We start from the raw sequence: 18,736 nt of genomic DNA, 5'->3' as shown, positions 1-18,736 counted from the left end.
ATTGGTCACTTGGCGTCGGTGTACGGAACCGCCTTGACGAGGGTCACCTTCTGGATCTTGCCGTTCGGCAGTTCGTACTCGCGGGACTCGCCCTCCTTGGCGCCGAGCAGGGCCTTGCCCAGCGGCGACTCCGGGGAGTACACGTCGAGCTCGCCCTCGGCGCCTTCTTCGCGGGTGGCGAGCAGGAACTTCTCGTCCTCGTCGTCACCCTCGTACCGGACGGTGAGCACCTTGCCGGGGCCGGCGGTGCCGTCGTTCGCGGGCGCCTCGCCGACCTTGGCCGAGCGCAGCAGCTCCTGGAGGTGCCGGATGCGCGCTTCGGCCTGGCCCTGCTCTTCGCGGGCGGCGTGGTAGCCGCCGTTCTCCTTGAGGTCGCCTTCTTCGCGGCTGTCGTTGATGCGCGCGGCGATGACCGGACGATTCTCGATCATTTCGTCGAGCTCGTGCTTGAGCCGGTCATAGGCATCCTGGGTGAGCCAGGTCACCTTGGTGTCGCTCACGGTCACCATCTCCTCGTCGGGCCTGCCAGGCTTGCGTGTTCAAGCCGGCCCACGCGGGCGTAGGTGCCCGCGTGGCTGAGATAAAGGAAAAACACGGCCCGTCGCGGGCCGTGCTGAGGGGTCAGAGTATCACGGCGCGAGAGGCCGACGCCCGTTAATTCCGCACGCCCCGGGCGGTTGGGCGCGCGGTTCACCCCGTTGGCCGCTATGGGGTTGACAGATAGCGTGGTATTTCGTACGAGCAGCCGAAAACGTCGGCCGTGACCGGTTCCCCGATGCTCTTGATCGTCGTGGTCATCCTGCTGTACTTCGCGCCGGCGGGGATCAGGAGCTCTTTGCGGCCGCTCTCGGCGCCGGTCTTGTCGCGGACCCGGACGATGCAGACGCCCGGCCGGCTGTTGTCGTCCCGGGTGACGTTGATGGTGATTTCCATCGCGTTGCCCGGTTTCGCGCTGAACGCGATGCGCTCGGCGTCGATCGGCGCCGAGCCGAGGTTGACGTACGCGACCCACGCGATCACGCCGCTGACCAGCAGGGCGATGGCCAGGAACAGCCAGCGGCGCCAGCGCCGCGACGTCGGCGCGCGCCCGGTGCCGTACCGGCCCGCGGGCAGCACGGGCGCTGCCGTTTCCGCCGGTCCGCCTGCCAACCCGGGCCTCCTGCTCGTTCTTGTCGTACCCGTGAGGACAATGGAGAGGCGGGTACGCACCGAGTATCCGCCCGCTGGGTGGGCGGCCCGCAGGTGGGTCGCGGAATAAGGGCAGAAGGGGAGTCGTTCGGAGCATGGTGGACGCCGACGAGCTGAGGAACACCGCCAAACCGCGCCTGCGCATGATGGCCGTGCACGCGCACCCGGACGACGAGTCGAGCAAGGGTGCCGCCACGATGGCGCGCTACGCCGCCGAGGGGCACGAGGTGCTGGTCGTCACGTGCACCGGGGGCGAAGCCGGCAGCATCCTGAACCCGGCCATGGACCGGCCCGAGGTCCTGGCGAACATGACCGAGATCCGCCGGGAGGAGATGGCCCGCGCGGCCAAGATCCTCGGCGTGAGCCAGCGCTGGCTCGGCTTCGTCGACTCCGGCCTGCCGGAGGGCGACCCGCTGCCGCCGGTGCCCGAGGGGTCGTTCGCGGTCGTGCCCCTCGAGGAGTCGACCGAGGCGCTGGTGCGCGTGATCCGCGAGTTCCGCCCGCACGTGATCACGACCTACGACGAGAACGGCGGCTACCCGCACCCCGACCACATCCGCACCCACGAGGTGTCGATGGCGGCGTGGGACGCGGCGCCGGACCCGGACCGCTTCCCCGACGCCGGCGAGCCGTGGCAGCCGCTGAAGCTGTACTACATGCACGGGTTCTCGAAGGCCCGGATGATCGCCTTCGACTCCGCGCTGAAGGAGGCCGGGCTCGAGTCGCCGTACACCGAGTGGCTGGCCAAGTGGGACCCCGACCGCGCCGATGTGATGGAGCGGGTGACGACCCGAGTCGAGTGCGGTGAATACTTCGAGGTGCGGGACGAGGCGCTGAAGGCGCACGCCACGCAGATCGACCCGAACAGCCGCTGGTTCTTCGTCCCGTTGGAGATCCAGCGCGAGACTTGGCCGACCGAGGAGTACGAGCTGGTCAAGTCGCTGGTCGACAGCACGTTGCCGGAGGACGACCTGTTCGCCGGCATCGACGGCACCGAGGAGAAGGTGAACACATGAGTCTGACGCTGCCGGCCGGCCTGGCGCTCCCGGTGACCGCGTCGGCCCTGGTCTTGACGCAGCAGCCGGGCAACGGCGACAACGGCGGGCAGGGGGAGGACTTCGGCAAGTCCTCCCCGGTCGGCTTCCTGGTGCTGATCCTGTTCCTCATCGCGGTGGCCTTCCTGGTCCGTTCGATGACGAAGCACCTGAAGCGCGTCCCGGCCAGCTTCGACGACCCGCCCGCGGAGGAGGCCTCGGCCACCGAGCCGCCGGCCAAGGCCGAGGCCCCGGCGGAGCCGGAGAAGAAGCAGCCGAACGGCGCCTCCCCGGCCAAGTCCGACTAGCCGGCCCCAAACGCCCCAATGTGGCGTTGGGTGCGTTGGACGCACCGAACGCCACATTGGGTGCGTTGAGCGCACCCAACGCCACATTGGGGTTTTCTCAGTAGCGTCGATGTCTGGTGTGGTGAGGAGGGTTGCCTCGCGCGGCTACCTGCACCCGGCGAGCTCCGGTGGCCAGCGGCAGCCGTGAATCCCGCGGGCTGCGGGTGTCTTGAACGAGTCGTTCAGGACACCCCAGGTCCTGAACGACTCGTTCAAGACATGAGCGGGCCGCAGCCGGCCGAGTGGCCTGCCATGCCCGACCCACGCAGCCCGCCAGTGAGAAAACCTCATTGGGGCGCATTCAGAGCCGCGGGTCCACCGGGTCCGACTCCAGGGCGAGCACCGCGAACACGCACTCGTGCACCCGCCACAGCGGCTCGCCCCGCGCGACGCGCTCCAGCGCCTCCAGTCCCAGCGCGTACTCGCGCAGCGCCAGCATGCGCTTGCGGTTGAGGCCGCGCTTGCGCAGCCGTTCCAGGTTGTCCGGCAGCGTGTAGTCCGGGCCGTAGATGATCCGCAGGTACTCGCGCCCGCGCACCTTCACCCCGGGCTGGACCAGGCCGCGCGTACCTCGCGTCAGGTTCGCCGACGGCTTGACGACCATGCCCTCGCCGCCGGCCGCCGTCAGCTCCTCCCACCACGAAACACCCTCGGCGACCGATGCGGCGTCCAGCAGGTCCACGTTGAGCGTCCGGGTTCGCTGGAACCGCGGCCCGGTCATGAGATCGAGCATCGCCAGGTGCCACGAATGCGGCCGGTCGTGGTGCGCCTTCCCTTCGGACGCCAGCAGCTGGAACGGCGCGAGCCGCACCCCGTCCAGGCCCGACGTCGGCCAGCAGTAGCGCCGGTAGGCCGCCCGGTAGGCGTCCACGGTGGACTCCCGGACCGCCGTCCTGGCCAGCAGGCCGGAGACGTCGATGCCGCGCGCGGCCGCCGTCGTCAACGCCGAAACCGCCGCCGGCAGCACCGCCTGGGCCGCCGCCCCCACCGACGCGTATTGCGAAGCGATCAGCGAACCGGCCTTCACGCTCCACGGCAGCAGCTCGGCGTCCAGCAGCAACCAGCCGGAACCCAGCTCTTCGAACAGCCCGGCCGCCGCCGACCGCGCGTCCGCCAGGAGCGCGTCGTTCTGCGAAGCCGAGAAGAACGGCCGTCCGGTCCGCGTGTACACCGCGCCGCCGCCGCGGATCCCGAAGCGCCGGTAGGCGACGTCGTCGTCCCGGCACACCAGCACGACGGCCCGCGAGCCCATGTGCTTCTCCTGGCAGACGACCGACTGCACGCCCGCCGCCCGGTACTCCGCGAACGCCTCCTCGGGGTGCTCGAGGTAGCCGGAGCGGGACGACGTCGAGCACGGCGCCATCGTCGGCGGCAGGTACAGCAGCCACCGCGGGTCGACCGCGAACCGGCTCATCACCTCCAGGGCCGCCGCCGACTGCTCCGCCGAGACGCCGACCCGGCCGTGGTGCGCGGTCTGCACGATCCGCTTGCCCGTGACGTCGGCCAGTTCCAGCACCGCCGGCTCGCGGCCGCCCAGCGGCCGGGACGCGTCGAGCGGACGGGACGGCTCGTACCAGACCCGGTGTGCCTTCACCGAGACGACTTCACGCTCCGGATACCGCAGCGCGGTCAGCTTCCCGCCGAACACCGCACCGGTGTCGAGGCACATCGTGTTGTTGACCCACTCCGCCTCCAGCGTCGGCGTGTGCCCGTACAGGACCATCGCGGACCCGCGGTAGTCGCGGGCCCACGGCAGCCGCACCGGAAGGCCGTATTCGTCGGTCTCGCCGGTCGTGTCGCCGTAGAGGGCCATGCTGCGCACCCGTCCGGACGCGCGGCCGTGGTACCGCTCGGGCAGCCCGGCGTGCGCGACGACGAGCTTGCCGCCGTCGAGGACGTAGTGCGCGATCAGCCCGTCGCAGAATTCGTGCGCCTTCCGCCGGAACTCCTCGCTCTCCGCGGCGAGCTGCTCGAGCGACTCGGCGAGCCCGTGCGCGGCGTTGACCTTCCGCCCGTGCAGCGCGCGCACCAGCTTCTGCTCGTGGTTCCCGCAGACGACCAGGGCATTGCCGGACGACGCCATCGCCATCACGCGGCGCAGCACGCCCGGGGTGTCCGGGCCGCGGTCGACGAGGTCGCCGACGAACACCGCGGTCCGCCCGTCCGGGTGCACGCCGTCGGCGTACCCCAGCTCGGCCAGCAGCTCCTCCAGCTCGGCCGCGCAGCCGTGGACGTCGCCGATCACGTCGAACGGCCCGGTCAGCTCGCGCTTGTCGTTGCGCAACGGCTCGACGACGATCTCCGCCTCGGCCACCTCGGCTTCGCTGCGCAGCACGTGCACGCGCCGGAAACCCTCGCGCTCCAAGGACTTCAGCGACCGCTGCAGCTCGCCGCGCTGCCGCCGGATCACGTGGTCGCCGAAGTCGCGGTCGGGCCGTCCGGCATTGCGCGCGACACAAACGCCGATCGGCAGGTCGAGCACGATCGCCGTCGGCAGCACGTCGTGCTCCTTCGCGAGCTTCACCAGGCTCGCCCGCGAAGCGCGCTGGACGTTCGTCGCGTCGATGACGGTCGTCCGCCCGGCCGCGAGCCGCTTCGCCGCGACGTAGTGCAGCGCGTCGAAGGCATCGGCCGAGGCCGATTGGTCGTTTTCGTCGTCGGCGACGAGCCCGCGGAAGAAGTCGCTGGAGAGCACCTGCGTCGGCGCGAAGTGCGTGCGCGCGAACGTCGACTTGCCGGAGCCGGAAGCGCCGACGAGCACGACGAGCGACATGTCGGGGACGGTCAGCTTCACGCGGCCACCTCCTTTTGGGTGGTGAAGACCGCCATCTGGGTCGGCGGTCCCGATTCCTGGTCCTCCGGTCCGATCGGCAGGTATCGGACGTCGTAGCCGCGCCGGGTCGCGACGCCGTCCGCCCAGGCGCGGAACTCGGCTCGCGTCCATTCGAACCGGTGGTCGGCGTGCCGGAAATGCCCCATCGGCAGGAACTCGAACAGCCGGTTGAACTCCGCGTTGGGCGTCGTGACGACCACCGTGCGCGGTGCCGCGACGCCGAACACCGCGTGTTCCAGCGCCGGGAGCCGGTCGGAGTCGACGTGCTCGACGACCTCCATGAGCACGGCGGCGTCGTACCCCTTCAGCGCCGGGTCGGCGTAGGTCAGCGCGGACTGCCGCAGCGTGACGCGCGTGCTGCCCTTCAGCCGCTTCTCCGCGAGGTTCAACGCGCTGCTCGACACGTCGACGCCGACGATCTCGGTGAACGAGCGGTCGCTTTCGAGGACGCGCAGCAGCGCGCCGGAGCCGCAGCCGAGGTCCAGCACGCGCCGCGCGCCCGCGGCCCGCAACGCGGCGAGCACGCTGCCGTGGCGCTGCGACGCGAGGCTCTCGGGCCTGTCCGGCACCTCGGTGACCCGCGCCTCGGCTTCCGCCGGGACGTCGTCCGCCTCGGCCAGCCGCGATAGCGCGTAGTTCACGACCGCGCGGCGCCGCTCGAGGTAGCGGTTCGTGATGAGCGTCCGCTCGGGGTGCCCGGCGAGCCAGTCTTCGCCGGCGCGCAGCAGCTTGTCGGCCTCGTCCTGGCCGACCCAGTAGTGCTTGTCGCCGTCGAGGGCCGGCAGCAGGACGTACAGGTGGCGCAACGCGTCGGCGACACGCTGGGTGCCGGCGAGCCGCAAGTCGACATAGCGACTCTCGCCCCACTGCGGGAACTGCGGGTCCAGCGGGATCGGCGCGGTCGTGACGCGCCAGCCGAGCGGCTCGAACAGCTTGTGCACGACCTCGGCCCCACCGCGCGCGGACAGCGACGGCACGTGGATCTCCAGGTCGAAAGGCTCGTCGACCAGTTCGGGACGTGCGGCGCAGCGCCCGGCGAGCGCCGTCGTGAACGCGGCCCGCAGCGCGACCGCGAGGTACGAGCCACCCGCGTACGGCCGGTCGTTGACGTACTGGGTCAGTGAAGTCCCGCCACCGCGCACGAGCCCGACGGGATCGATCTCGACGAACAGCGCGACGGTGCACCGTTCCGGCGCGGCCTCGGGGTAGAAGACGTGCGCGCTCCCGGCCGACAGCGTGACGGACTGCGCTTTCTCCGGATGCTTGTGCAGGAGAAAGCCCAGGTCGGTGGCGGGGTTCCGGGTCGTCGTGATGGTCAGCAACACCGGCCCAGTGTGGCCGAGGAGGCGGTGACCGCGCGCCCGGATTTCCCGGCGCGCGGTCACCAGCCGGCTACTTGAGCGGTGTCCCGCCGGAGTTGTGGTACGCGATCGTCTTCTTGATCAGGTTTCCGCCGTCGGTCTCGACCGTGGTCTGTTCCTGCTGTCCCGCGCCGAACAGGATGGCGGCGACGTGCGCGTCCGCCACCTGGGCCAGGTGCGAGAAGAAGTAGTCCACCTTGTCGTCCTGGTAGTGGTTCATGGTGTTGTTCTGCGCCATGTTGCCCACCGGGACCTGCCACAGGACCACGGGCTTGCCCACCGACTCGGCCATGGTCTTGTAGAACTTCAGCGCGGCGGCGGCCTGCTGGTCGGTCCAGAAGGTGTTGCGGCCGCCGTTCGCCGGCTTCGCGTACCAGCCGGCGTCGCGGTCCGACACGTCGGTGACCAGGAAGTCGGCGTTCTTCGCGCCGAGTTCCGCGTAGTCCTTCACGCATCCCTGGACGTCGGTCTCCCAGTCCCAGCAGGTGAGGTGCAGCCCCGCGCCCGTGTTCGGCGCGTACTTGTGCGCCATCGACACCAGGCAGGCGGCCAGGCCGGCGGCACTGTTCTCCTGTGAGCCGCAGTCCGTCGGGTTCGCGGCCTTGACCTGCGCGGGGACCTGGCGCGGGCTGCCGAGGGAGCGGACGTAGCCCCAGAAGTCGGGCTCGATGTCGATCATGTCGTGCGAGGTGCCGATCTTCTGGAGGAAGAAGCGGTAGTCGTTCAGGTAGCGGGTGAGCAGGTCGGTCCGGTTGATGGCGACGACCTCGCCGGGACCGTCGCCCTGGCCCGCCGCATCCCCGAGGTCGCGCAGCGAATACCAGGTCCAGAGATACTTCTGCGGGCGCGGCTTGCCCTGGTAGGTGGCCTGGGCCACGTGCTGGTCGCCCCAGGTCACGTAGAAGCCGGGCGCGGTGGTTTCGCCGGTCCAGCAGCCCCACCAGCTAGACCACTCGGCCTTGCACCGCGCCGCCGTGTAGTACTCCGAGGAGGGTGCGGGCTGGCTGTGCACGTAGTTGTACCGCACGTCGAACGGCGCGGCCGCCGCCGAGGCGTCGTTCATCGAACCGCCGATGAGCAGCGTGCTGCTGCCCATGAACCGGCTCGTCGAAGCACCGCTGTCGGTGGCCGGAGCCGGCGACGTCGGCGACGCCGCCGAAGAGGTGCTGCTCGGGGCCTGGCTCGCCGCCGCGCTGGTGCGCGGTGTGGTGGGCGTCGTAGGCGCGGTGGCGCTGCCGGAGCTGTCGATACTCCCGGCCGGGACGAGCTGCCACTGCTGGTTGGGCCCACCCCAGTCGTAGTACTGCGCGATGCGGGCCCCGGTGGTCCTGGAACCGGCCGGGACCTCGACGGCCATGCCGCTGAAGCGGTTGATCAGGCGCACGTGGCCGTCCGGCGACTTCTCCACGCGGAACTGCTGGTTGGCGCCGTTCAGGTCGTGCCACTGCACCATGGCGGAGCCGGGGGTCTTCGACCAGCGGTAGTCGTCCAGCACGTTGCCGGAGTTGCGGTTCTGCAGCCGGTAGTAGCCGTCACCCGCGTCGATGAACCGCCACTGCTGGTTGGCCCCGTAGAGACGGCCCCACTGGACCACCGCCGCACCGTCGTTCCTGGCGTAGGCGAAGCCGTCCAGCGCCTGGCCGCTGGTGCGGTTGACCAGCACGTACCAGGACTTCGGGTCCACGGTGTCCGCCGAGGCCGTGCTGACCATGACCACGGAGCCGGTCAGGACGGACAGGACGACGGCCGCCCAGAAACCCCGGTGCCGGAACAGCCGGTGACCGCGATGCCGTCCCCGGCGGGGGCGGCCGCGGCCGCCGGCGGGGGACGCCTGTGACGGCGTGGGTGGGCGAGGGGACATGTCGGTGCTCTCTTTCGGTCGCTGCCTCTGACGCCGACCGCGTGGCCGGACGAACACCTGGTTGCCACCGGTCGCGGAAAGGTTGCCGCGGCCCGGCGAGTTTTCCCGCGGCCGTCGCGCGCCCGGTTTTCCCGGGTGCGACCCTGGACCCATGAACCGCCTCGCCAGCGCGACCAGCCCGTACCTGCTCCAGCACGCGGACAACCCCGTCGACTGGTGGCAGTGGGGGCCCGACGCGCTCGCCGAGGCGCGGCGGCGGAACGTGCCGATCCTGCTTTCCGTCGGCTACGCCGCGTGCCACTGGTGTCACGTCATGGCGCACGAGTCCTTCGAGGACGCCGACACCGCGGTCGCGATGAACACGCACTTCGTCAACATCAAGGTCGACCGCGAGGAACGGCCCGACATCGACGCGGTGTACATGGCCGCCACCCAGGCGATGACCGGGCAGGGCGGCTGGCCGATGACCTGCTTCCTCACCCCGGACGGCGAGCCGTTCCACTGCGGCACCTACTACCCGCCGACGCCGCGGCCGGGCCTGCCGTCGTTCCGGCAGCTCTTGGCCGCCGTCGCCGAAGCGTGGCGGGAGCGGCCGGACGAGCTGCTGGACGGGGCGAAGCAGATCGTCGCGCACCTCGCCGAGCAGACCGGGCCGCTCCAAGAGTCCGTTGTGGACGAAGCGGTGCTCGCCGGGGCGGTCGGGAAGCTCCAGCAGGAGGCGGACCCGGTCAACGGCGGGTTCGGCCGCGCGCCGAAGTTCCCGCCGTCGATGGTCCTGGAGTTCCTGCTGCGCCACCATGAACGGACCGGCTCGCAGGTGGCACTGTCCCTTGTGGACAAGACCGCCCAGGCGATGGCCCGCGGCGGGCTGTACGACCAGCTGGGCGGCGGGTTCGCGCGCTACTCCGTGGACGCCGAATGGATCGTGCCGCACTTCGAGAAGATGCTGTACGACAATGCGTTGCTGCTGCGCTTCTACGCCCACCTCTGGCGTCGGACCGGCTCGGCCACGGCGTGGCGCGTCACCAACGGAACCGCGGAGTTCCTCTTCGAGAGCCTGCGGACGCCGGAAGGCGGGTTCGCGTCTTCGCTGGACGCGGACACCGACGGCGTCGAAGGCTTGACGTACGTCTGGACGCCGTCGCAGCTGCGTGAGGTGGTTGGTGACGACTCGGCCGCTGAGCTGTTCGGCGTCACGCCCGAGGGCACTTTCGAGGAGGGCGCTTCGACGTTGCGCCTGTTCGGCGACCTGCCGGAAGCCTTGCGTGTCAAGCTCCTGGACGCGCGCGCGAAGCGGCCGCAGCCGGGCCGGGACGACAAGGTGATCGCGTCCTGGAACGGCTTGGCGATCACGGCGCTGGCCGAGGCGGGCGTCGCCCTGGATCGTCCACAGTGGATCGGATGGGCGGTCGCGGCGGCTGATTTGCTGTTGCGGGTGCACGTCGTCGACGGACGGCTGCGGCGCAGCTCGCGCGACGGCGCCGTCGGCGAATCCGCCGGGGTGCTCGAGGACTACGCCTGCGTCGCCGACGGCTTCCTGGCCCTCCATCAGGCGACCGGCGACGCGAAGTGGCTCACCGAAGCGACCCGGCTGCTCGACCTGGCGCTGGCGCACTTCGCTTCCCCGGACGTCCCGGGCGCGTACTTCGACACCGCCGACGACGCCGAGACGCTGGTCCAGCGCCCGGCCGACCCGGGCGACAACGCCAGCCCGTCGGGGGCGTCCGCGCTGGCGGGGGCGCTGCTGACGGCGTCCGCGCTCGCGGGGCACGACGGCTCGGCCCGGTACCGGGAGGCGGCCGAGCAGGCGCTGCGGCGGGCCGGCGTGCTCGCCGGGCGGGTGCCGCGGTTCGCCGGGCACTGGCTGTCGGTCGCGGAGGCCCTGCGGGCCGGCCCGGTGCAGGTCGCGGTGGCCGGCGCGGACCCGGCGTTGCGGCTCGCGGCCGCCCGGGGCATCCACGGCGGCGGGATCGTCCTGGCCGGCGAGCCCGACGCTCCCGGCGTCCCCCTGCTGGCCGGCCGCCCCCTGGTCGACGGCGCCCCGGCGGCGTACGTCTGCCGCGGCTACGTCTGTGACCGCCCGGTCACCACGGCGGAGGCCCTCGCCGCCCAGCTCTGATCGCCCTGGGTGAACGTCGTCCCGAATGGCTTGCAACGCGCGTAGCGTCAGTAGCGTTGTAATCATGTAATCGCGGAGGTGGAGTCATGGGACGAGGCTGGAAGGGCGGCCGCGGCTGGCAACAGGCCGAAGTGCCCCCGGCGGACGACGCGGCGGCCTGGTTCGGCGGGCGCCTGCCCGACGGCTGGTTCACCGGCGCGCCGCAGGTCACGGTCGACCGCGAGGAGATCATCGTGGTCGGCGACCTGCCGCCGCTGACCGAGGAGTACGCGGACGACGCGGCCCGTGCGGCGGCCGAGGAGGGCCGGATCAGCCGGTTCCGCGAGGAGACGCGCGACGAGCGCATCGAGATCGCCCGCCAGGCCGAACACCGCTACCAGCGCAAGGTCGCGTGGGGAGCACGCCAGGGCGGGACGACGGCGCTGTTCACGACGCATTCGGCCCCGGTGATGACCCGCCTGCGGCAGCCGGAACGCCTGGTGCTGGACACCCTGGTCGACGCGGGCGTGGCGCGGTCCCGGTCGGACGCGCTGGCCTGGGCGGTCCGCCTGGTCGGCCAGCACGCGGACAGCTGGCTGGGCGAGCTGCGGGAAGCCATGAGCAAGGTCGACGACCTGCGCTCGAAGGGCCCGGACCTGGCCTGACCCGCTTTCCGCCGAAGTTCGTGAAGGCCACCTTGAGGAACTTCAAGTTCCTCAAGGTGGCCTTCACCCACTTCGCGTGGCCTGGACCTCGGGTGGGTGCTCCGCCTAGAGTTCGTCGTGCCCGCGGTCCGTGCCGCGGTTCCGCCGTCGCACCAGGTCTTTCCCGTGAAGGAAGTGTCCATGGACGGCAGGTTCACCCGGCGGCAGCTGATCAAGGGCGGGCTCGCGGTGGCGGCGGTGCCGCTGCTCCCGGCCGTCGCCTCGGCGGCACCGCGCATCGACGTTCCCGCGCTCCCGTGGCCGGCGGCGAACGACATCGTCGCGAACACGACGGTCCCCACGTTCCCGGACCGCAACTTCCCGATCACCGGCTACGGCGCGAAGAACGACGGCAAGACCGACAACACCGCGGCGATCAAGAAGGCGGTCGACGCCTGCGCCGCGGCCGGCGGCGGGCACGTCGTCGTGCCGTCCGGCGGCAGTTTCCTCACCGGCGCCATCTACCTCAAGAGCAACGTCGACCTGCACCTCGAAGCCGGCGCGGTGCTGAAGTTCAGCGGGGACGCGTCGAAGTTCCCGAACGTCCTGACGCGCTACGAAGGCATCGAGTGCGTCAACCACTCGCCGATGATCTACGCCTACGGGGAGAAGAACATCGGCCTGACCGGCGCCGGCACCCTCGACGCCGCGGCGACGTCGTCGTGGAACAAGGGCAGCGACCGGGCCTACCTGGAATCACTGGTGGCCAAGGGAACCCCGCCGGAGAAGCGGGTGGTGCCGGGCTCCGGGCACACCATGCGCTCGACGTTCGTCGAGCCGTACAACTGCGAAAACGTGCTGATCCAGGGCATCACGCTGAAGAACTCGATGTTCTGGCAGCTGCACCCGACGCTGTGCCGCAACGTCACGGTCGACGGCGTCAGCACCGACCCCAGCACCGCGCACAGCAACACCGACGGCTGCGACCCGGAGTCGTGCGACCACGTCGTCATCGCCAACTGCAACTTGGGCGCCCACGACGACAACATCGCCATCAAGTCCGGCCGGGACGCCGACGGCCGCCGGGTGAACGTCCCGTGCCAGAACCTCGTCGTCGTCAACTGCGTGATGAACGGCAACTGGGGCGCGATCACCTGCGGCAGCGAGCAGACCGGCGGCATCCGCAACGTCTACGCGTACAAGCTCACCGTGAAGGGCGACACCAAGTTCGCGCTGTACGTCAAGTCGAACACACTGCGTGGCGGGTTCTCCGAGAACATCAACCTCGACAGCGTTTCCGGCACCTTCGCGCGGAACTTCGTGTACGTGACGTCCACATACAACAGCCAGACCGGCAGCTACGTCCCATCGTTCGGCCCGTTCACGATCAGCAACTGCTCCAGCACGAAGATCGCCGGCAAGACGTTCGACGTCAGCGGGCTTTCGAACGCTCACATCCACGGGCTCTCCGTGGCGAACTCCACGTTTAACGGCGTATCGGATACCTCGAACACCCTGAAATACGTGGACAACGCCAAATTCACCAATGTGACGGTCAACGGCAAGCCACTCTGAACCTGCGGGATCGGCGACGCTGCGGCAGGCTTACTACCAACGAGTAGGAAGCCTGCCGCTCGTCCTTTCCGGAGGTAACCGTGGACGTCCCCGAAGTGCCCTCGAAGGTGGGTCCGGACGCGCTGACCGCCGTCCTCGACGGCCGCTGGGCCGAGCTGCGCCGCGGGGTGCGGGCGCAGATGGCCGAGACGCAGTTCCGGGACCCGGTGGACCTCGACATCGAGGCGCACCGCGCCCAGGTGCTCGACCAGCTGCGCGCGCTCGCCGAGACCGACCGGCCCGGCCTCGGCTTCGACCCGGCGTACGGCGGTGGTGGCGACGTCGGCGGCTCGGTGACGTCGTTCGAGATGCTCGGCTACGGCGACCTGTCGCTGATGGTGAAGGCCGGCGTCCAGTGGGGCCTGTTCGGCGGCGCCGTCCAGCTGCTCGGGACCGCCCGGCACCACGAGCGCTACCTGCGCGCGATCATGGACCTCGACCTGCTGGGCTGCTTCGCGATGACCGAGCACGGCCACGGTTCCGACGTCCAGCACCTGCGCACCACGGCGACCTTCGCGGACGGCGGCTTCGTCGTGCACACGCCGGATGCCATGGCGCGGAAGGAATACATCGGCAACGCGGCCCGCGACGGCCGGCTGGCGGTGGTGTTCGCGCAGCTGGTGACGGGCGGCGAGTCGCGCGGCGTGCACGCGTTCCTGGTGCCGATCCGCGACGAGACCGGCGCGCCGATGCCCGGGGTGTCCATCGAGGACTGCGGGCCGAAGGCCGGGCTCAACGGTGTCGACAATGGACGGTTGAGCTTCGACAATGTCCGTGTCCCGCGTGAGGCCCTGCTGAACCGCTTCGGCGAGGTCGCCGGGGACGGGACGTATTCGAGCCCGATCGAGAGCGACAGCCGCCGGTTCTTCACGATGCTCGGCACGCTGATCCGCGGCCGGGTGAGCGTCGCGGGCAGCGCGGGCAGCGCCACGAAACGCGCGCTGACGCTGGCGATCCGCTACGGCGAGGTCCGCCGCCAGTTCGCCAAGCCGGACGGCGACGAGGTCGTCGTCCTCGACTACCTCGCCCACCAGCGGAAACTCCTGCCGGCGCTGGCGAAGACGTACGCCCTGCACTTCGCGCAGGAAGAGCTGGTCTCGAAGCTGCACGACATCGACTCGTCGGCGCCCGAGGAGGAGCAGCGCGAGCTGGAATCGCGCGCCGCCGGCCTCAAGGCGCTCGCGACCTGGCACGCGACGTCGGCGATCCAGGCCGCGCGCGAGGCGTGCGGCGGCGCGGGTTACCTGTCGGAGAACCTGCTGCCCGGGCTGAAGGCCGACACCGACGTCTTCACGACGTTCGAAGGCGACAACACGGTGTTGCTGCAACTGGTCGCGAAAGGGCTGCTGACCAGCTACAAGCAGGACTTCGAGGACCTCTCGCCGCTGGCGACGGCGCGGTTCTTCACCGACCAGGTGGTCAGCACGATCCTGGAGCGGACGTCGGTGCGCAAGGCGCTCGAGTCGCTCACCGAAGGGTCCGACTCGGACGTCTTCTTCCGTCGCGAGTGGCAGCTCCGGCTGTTCGAGGACCGCGAAGAGCACGTGGTCGAAGGCGTGGCGAAACGCCTCCGCAAGGCGGCTTCCGACCCGTTCGGCGTGTTCAACTCGGCGCAGGACCACGTCCTGCGCGCCGGCCGCGTCCACGTCGAACGGCTGGTGCTGGAAGCGTTCGCGTCGGCGGTCGAGCGTTGCGAAGACCCGGACGCCCGGGCGCTGCTCGAGCGCGTCTGTGACCTGTACGCGCTGTCGGCGATCGAAGAGGACCTGGCGTGGTTCCTGGGCCACGGCCGCCTGACGGCGTCGCGCGCGAAGGCCGTCACGTCGGCGGTGAACCGGCTGTGCTCCCAGCTGCGCCCGCACGCGCGCACGCTGGTGGACGCGTTCGCCATCCCGGAACAGTTCCTCGCGGCGCCGATGCTGCGCTCCTGAACCTGCCGTGGTGACCCGCGGGGGTGGCCGGCATCGGGGACCGGCCACCCCCGCGGGAGCCGTCAGTGGCGCCGTTCCCCTTCGTCGCCGGTGACCTCGAACCGCTCCTTGCGGACCTCGCCGGACACGGTCCGCTCGTCGCTGACCGTCTCGGTCCGCAGGCGCGCCCGCTCGACCGGCACGGTTTCCTTGCGCACCACGGGCTTTTCGGCGTGCAGCACGACGTCCTGTTCCGCCTCGCCGATCTCGGCGCCGCGTTCGCCGCGGGTGACCGGTTCCCGTTCGACGCGGACCTCTTCGTGCCGGACCGGGACGGTGACCTGCTGTTCTTCGGTGACGACGTACTTGCGCAGCCGCACGCGCCCGGTCTCGACCTGCTCGGTGCCGACGTTCAGCCGCTCCTCGGAGCGGGTCATGCCCTTGCCGTCCATTCCGGACCGGTCCCGGCCGCCGGCCCGGTCCGTGCGCCCGTCGGGCGACGTGCGCGGCACCGGCAGGCCGTAGTGGTGGTAGAGCCGCTCGCTCTCCTCGGGCGAAAGGTGCCCGTCGGCGTCGATGCGCGGCGCGCCGGAGACGCTGTCCTTGCCGACCTGGACGTGGACGCCGTCCTCCTCCGTGTGCGCGCCGGAGAGCGGGACGAAGCTCTCCTTGGTGCCGAACAGGCCGGTCTTGACGGTGATCCACTCCGGGCGGCGTGTCGCGTCGGCGAGGTAGACGTTGCCGACCTTGCCGAGCTTGTTGCCTGCCGGGTCGACCACGGCGCTGTCGATGAGTTCCTGGGGCTGCATGGTCTTGGCCATCGCGGTCGGGCTCCTTCCCCTCGTCGGTTCCTGGTCAGCCCACCGTCGGCCGCATCGACGAGCACGGCAACCGTCGCGGTGTCCCGGTGGGTGACCCCTGAACGTGGTGGTTTGAAGCGCTCTCCGCGGGCCAGGCGGGGATGGGTGCCGCAGGTGGAGCGGGGTGTCCCGGGCGTGACCGGCGGCGCGGGCGATGCCGCGAAGGTGTGCACGTGACCGGCGTCACGTCGGGGGCTGTCACAACGCCGTCGCGCACCTCGTCAAGGGGGTGAAGCACAACGATGAAAAGGGGAACACCATGGAAGCGCGGCTCAACATGTTCGAGAACGAGATCGTCGGCAAGTTCGTCAAGCGCCTGATCACGGCGTCGCGGCCGGTCGAGGAGTCGTCGCTGCCCAAAGCGACGCAGGAGCTGGTGAAGATCCGCGCGAGCCAGATCAACGGCTGCGGGATGTGCCTCGACATGCACACGAAGGACGCGGCGGCGGCCGGCGAGACGGCGGTGCGCCTGGCGATGGTGGCGGCGTGGCGCGAAGCGGTGGTGTTCAGCGAAGCGGAGCGCGCGGCCCTGGCGCTGACGGAGGAGGGCACCCGGCTGGCCGACGCCCACGAGGGTGTCAGCGACGATACGTGGGCGACGGTCCGCAAGCACTACGACGACGAGCAGATCGGCGCGCTGATCGCGCTGATCGCGTCGATCAACGCGTGGAACCGGCTGAACGTGATCGTCCGCAACCCGGCCGGGGAGTACCAGCCGGGCATGTTCGGCTGACTGTCCGAAGAGGAGCAAGGGGGACGCTCAACCGTGGCACAGGTCCCCGGACTCCGCCGGGCGCAACGTGTTCGAGTGCCGTTACGGGTGATGTTGACCAGCTCATCGGGTGATGTCGATAAAGGACTGACCCTGATCGCCCGATGGTTTGACCATGATGAAGAAAACGCTCTTCGCAGCCGCAGTCATCGGTGGCGCCATGCTCGCTGTTGCCGCGCCGGCTTCCGCCGGTGAGAGTGGCCACCACCCGGGTGGCGGCATCAGCATCGGCGACAACCTGTGCGCCGCCCCGTGGCAGTGGAACGGTCCCTTCGAAGTCCTGCACGCCGGTCACGCCCCCGCGTACGCGGCCTGCAACAACAACTCCACCGGCGGCGGTGGTGGCATCAGCATCCTCAACAACGCCTGCCTGCTGCCGTGGCAGTGGAACGGCCCGGTGGAGCTGCTGACGGTCGACCACAACCCGTCGTACGTCGCCTGCAACGGCAACTCGGCGGGCTGACGGCCTGACCAAGAGGATTCGCGGGTGGGTGGTTGAGTGTGCATCAGCCACCCGCGGTCCCTCTGCCAAAAGCGCGGCCACTCCTCGAGTGGCCGCGCTTTTCGTGCATCCGGTGTTCGTGGTCCGCCGCAGGGTGGGGCTGACCGGTCAGGCGTACATGGCCAGCCAGATAGCGATGTAGTGCGACACGGCCGCCAGCACGGTGCACGCGTGGAAGTACTCGTGGTACCCGAAGGTCTCAGGCCAGTGGTTGGGCCACTTGACGGCGTAGAACACCGCCCCCAGCGTGTAGAACAGCCCGCCCACGCACAGCAGCACCAGTGCCGCGGCTCCGGCGTGCGTCGCCAGTTCCGGGAACACGAACACCGCCACCCAGCCGAGCGCGATGTAGATCGGGACGCCGAGCCAGCGCGGTGCGTGCGGCCACAGCATCTTCAGCGCCACGCCCGCGATGGCGCCGCCCCAGACGATCGACAGGATCACGTAGCCCGTCGGCTTCGACATCGCCAAGAGCGTGAACGGCGTGTACGTGCCCGCGATGAACAGGAAGATCATCGAGTGGTCGGCGCGCTTCATCCACTTGTACGCGCGGGGGCTCCAGAAGCGGCGGTGGTACAGCGCGCTCACGCCGAACAGGCCCAGCACCGTCAGGCCGTAGACCGACGTCGCCAGTGCGGCGACCGGGGACACCGTGGCCGCCGCCAGGCTGATCAGCGCCGCCGCCGCGGCCAGGGCTCCGAAGAACGTCCAGAAGTGGATGTGCCCGCGCAGCCGGGGGCGGAGGTCCACTACGGGCTCGGGTGGTTCCGTCATCGTCTGGCTCACTCATCCAGGTTACGGGAGCGTAGGTTCTCCGGCAGTGCTCAAGTCACACGCCTCACACCGGGTGCGTACGCTGGCTCGACGTGAGTGTGCGCTCCTTCTTGTCCGACGTCGTGTACAGCGCCTACGGCAGGCGCCTCATCCAGCAGGCCGCCGGGCGGCATCCCCGGCACATCGCCATCATGCTCGACGGCAACCGCCGTTGGGCCCGTGAAGCGGGCTTCACGGACGTTTCGGACGGCCACCGGGCCGGGGCGAAGAAGATCGCGGACTTCCTGAGCTGGTGTCAGGAAGCCGACGTCGAGGTCGTCACCATGTGGCTGCTGTCCACCGACAACCTCAACCGCGACCCGGACGAGCTCACGCCGCTGCTGAAGATCATCACCGACGTCACCGACGAGCTCGCCGCGCCCGGGACGCCGTGGCGGCTGCGGATCGTCGGCGCCCTCGACCTGCTGCCGGCCGAAGTCGCGAAGCGGCTCAGCGAAGCCGCCGCGCGGACCGAAGGCCGCACCGGGATGGAGGTGAACGTCGCCGTCGGTTACGGCGGGCGGCAGGAGATCGCGGACGCCGTGCGCAAGCTGCTGCTCCAGCACGCCGACGAGGGCACGTCCATCCACGAGCTGGCGAAGATCCTCGACGTCGACCACATCTCCGAGCACCTCTACACCTCCGGGCAGCCGGACCCCGACCTGATCATCCGCACCTCCGGTGAGCAGCGGCTTTCCGGGTTCCTGCTCTGGCAGTCCGCGCACTCGGAATTCTGGTTCACCGAGGCGTACTGGCCCGCTTTCCGCCGCGTCGACTTCCTGCGTGCGATGCGTGACTACGCGTGGCGGCACCGCCGGTTCGGCTCGTAGAACACCTGGTCAGCGCCGCGGGAGTCACTCAGCGTCGATGCCCGGTGGGCGTCGGTGAGGTGACGGTTT

The 18,736-nt window shown here is 70.2% G+C and carries 16 protein-coding genes; 9 read left to right on the top strand and 7 right to left on the bottom strand.

Annotated elements, in window-relative coordinates; genetic code table 11:
- Positions 1-5: 5 nt before the first annotated feature.
- Both greA and AB0G28_RS38630 read right to left on the bottom strand, forming a co-directional pair.
- A complete protein-coding gene (gene greA / locus AB0G28_RS38635; RefSeq protein WP_361101345.1) occupies positions 6-509 on the bottom strand; it encodes a transcription elongation factor GreA in 504 nt (167 codons plus the stop codon).
- Between the two features lie 196 nt (positions 510-705).
- Entirely contained in the window at positions 706-1,149 is a 444-nt protein-coding gene (locus AB0G28_RS38630) for a DUF4307 domain-containing protein (protein WP_361101342.1), read from the bottom strand.
- A 134-nt stretch (positions 1,150-1,283) separates the two neighbouring features.
- Here AB0G28_RS38630 and mca point away from each other — a divergent pair, with 134 nt between their 5' ends.
- Positions 1,284-2,204, top strand: a complete 921-nt coding sequence (gene mca, locus AB0G28_RS38625; protein WP_361101339.1) for a mycothiol conjugate amidase Mca — start codon at positions 1,284-1,286, stop codon at positions 2,202-2,204.
- On the top strand, positions 2,201-2,530 hold the full coding sequence (locus AB0G28_RS38620; RefSeq protein WP_361101336.1) for a hypothetical protein: 330 nt from the start codon (positions 2,201-2,203) through the stop codon (positions 2,528-2,530). Before mca ends, AB0G28_RS38620 begins: the two co-directional genes overlap by 4 nt.
- 340 nt (positions 2,531-2,870) lie before the next feature.
- Here the strand turns inward: AB0G28_RS38620 and AB0G28_RS38615 are convergent, their stop codons facing one another.
- The 3 genes from AB0G28_RS38615 to AB0G28_RS38605 form a co-directional block, all read right to left on the bottom strand.
- A complete protein-coding gene (locus AB0G28_RS38615) occupies positions 2,871-5,363 on the bottom strand; it encodes a polynucleotide kinase-phosphatase (protein ID WP_361101333.1) in 2,493 nt (830 codons plus the stop codon).
- Positions 5,360-6,727: a 3' terminal RNA ribose 2'-O-methyltransferase Hen1 gene (locus AB0G28_RS38610; RefSeq protein ID WP_361101330.1), complete on the bottom strand. Its 1,368-nt coding sequence runs from the start codon at positions 6,725-6,727 to the stop codon at positions 5,360-5,362. The genes AB0G28_RS38615 and AB0G28_RS38610 overlap by 4 nt, the downstream gene beginning before the upstream one ends.
- A gap of 67 nt (positions 6,728-6,794) precedes the next feature.
- Positions 6,795-8,624, bottom strand: coding sequence for an RICIN domain-containing protein (locus AB0G28_RS38605; RefSeq protein WP_361101327.1), 1,830 nt, complete (start codon positions 8,622-8,624; stop codon positions 6,795-6,797).
- A 151-nt stretch (positions 8,625-8,775) separates the two neighbouring features.
- On the opposite strand from AB0G28_RS38605, the gene AB0G28_RS38600 reads away from it, so the two are divergent.
- The 4 genes from AB0G28_RS38600 (at position 8,776) to AB0G28_RS38585 (ending at position 14,911) form a co-directional block, all read left to right on the top strand.
- Positions 8,776-10,743, top strand: coding sequence for a thioredoxin domain-containing protein (locus tag AB0G28_RS38600; protein WP_361101324.1), 1,968 nt, complete (start codon positions 8,776-8,778; stop codon positions 10,741-10,743).
- A gap of 86 nt (positions 10,744-10,829) precedes the next feature.
- A complete protein-coding gene (locus AB0G28_RS38595; RefSeq protein ID WP_361101321.1) occupies positions 10,830-11,387 on the top strand; it encodes a hypothetical protein in 558 nt (185 codons plus the stop codon).
- Positions 11,388-11,567: 180 nt separating this feature from the next.
- On the top strand, positions 11,568-12,941 hold the full coding sequence (locus AB0G28_RS38590) for a glycosyl hydrolase family 28 protein (protein WP_361101318.1): 1,374 nt from the start codon (positions 11,568-11,570) through the stop codon (positions 12,939-12,941).
- A gap of 80 nt (positions 12,942-13,021) precedes the next feature.
- Complete coding sequence (locus AB0G28_RS38585; RefSeq protein WP_361101314.1) at positions 13,022-14,911, top strand: acyl-CoA dehydrogenase; 1,890 nt, start codon at positions 13,022-13,024, stop codon at positions 14,909-14,911.
- A gap of 62 nt (positions 14,912-14,973) precedes the next feature.
- Here the strand turns inward: AB0G28_RS38585 and AB0G28_RS38580 are convergent, their stop codons facing one another.
- Positions 14,974-15,711, bottom strand: a complete 738-nt coding sequence (locus tag AB0G28_RS38580; protein WP_361101311.1) for a PRC and DUF2382 domain-containing protein — start codon at positions 15,709-15,711, stop codon at positions 14,974-14,976.
- Positions 15,712-16,009: 298 nt separating this feature from the next.
- On the opposite strand from AB0G28_RS38580, the gene AB0G28_RS38575 reads away from it, so the two are divergent.
- Entirely contained in the window at positions 16,010-16,483 is a 474-nt protein-coding gene (locus AB0G28_RS38575; protein WP_361101308.1) for a carboxymuconolactone decarboxylase family protein, read from the top strand.
- A gap of 154 nt (positions 16,484-16,637) precedes the next feature.
- Positions 16,638-16,985: a hypothetical protein gene (locus AB0G28_RS38570; protein WP_361101305.1), complete on the top strand. Its 348-nt coding sequence runs from the start codon at positions 16,638-16,640 to the stop codon at positions 16,983-16,985.
- A gap of 147 nt (positions 16,986-17,132) precedes the next feature.
- Here the strand turns inward: AB0G28_RS38570 and AB0G28_RS38565 are convergent, their stop codons facing one another.
- Positions 17,133-17,798, bottom strand: a complete 666-nt coding sequence (locus AB0G28_RS38565; RefSeq protein ID WP_361101417.1) for a hemolysin III family protein — start codon at positions 17,796-17,798, stop codon at positions 17,133-17,135.
- A 92-nt stretch (positions 17,799-17,890) separates the two neighbouring features.
- Here AB0G28_RS38565 and AB0G28_RS38560 point away from each other — a divergent pair, with 92 nt between their 5' ends.
- Complete coding sequence (locus AB0G28_RS38560) at positions 17,891-18,667, top strand: isoprenyl transferase (protein WP_361101302.1); 777 nt, start codon at positions 17,891-17,893, stop codon at positions 18,665-18,667.
- The last annotated feature ends 69 nt before the right edge of the window (positions 18,668-18,736 follow it).

This window comes from Amycolatopsis sp. NPDC021455 (genome assembly GCF_040640995.1).
Classification (GTDB): domain Bacteria; phylum Actinomycetota; class Actinomycetes; order Mycobacteriales; family Pseudonocardiaceae; genus Amycolatopsis.
Note: the sequence above shows the minus strand (reverse complement) of the source record. Positions and strands in the feature narration are given on the sequence as shown.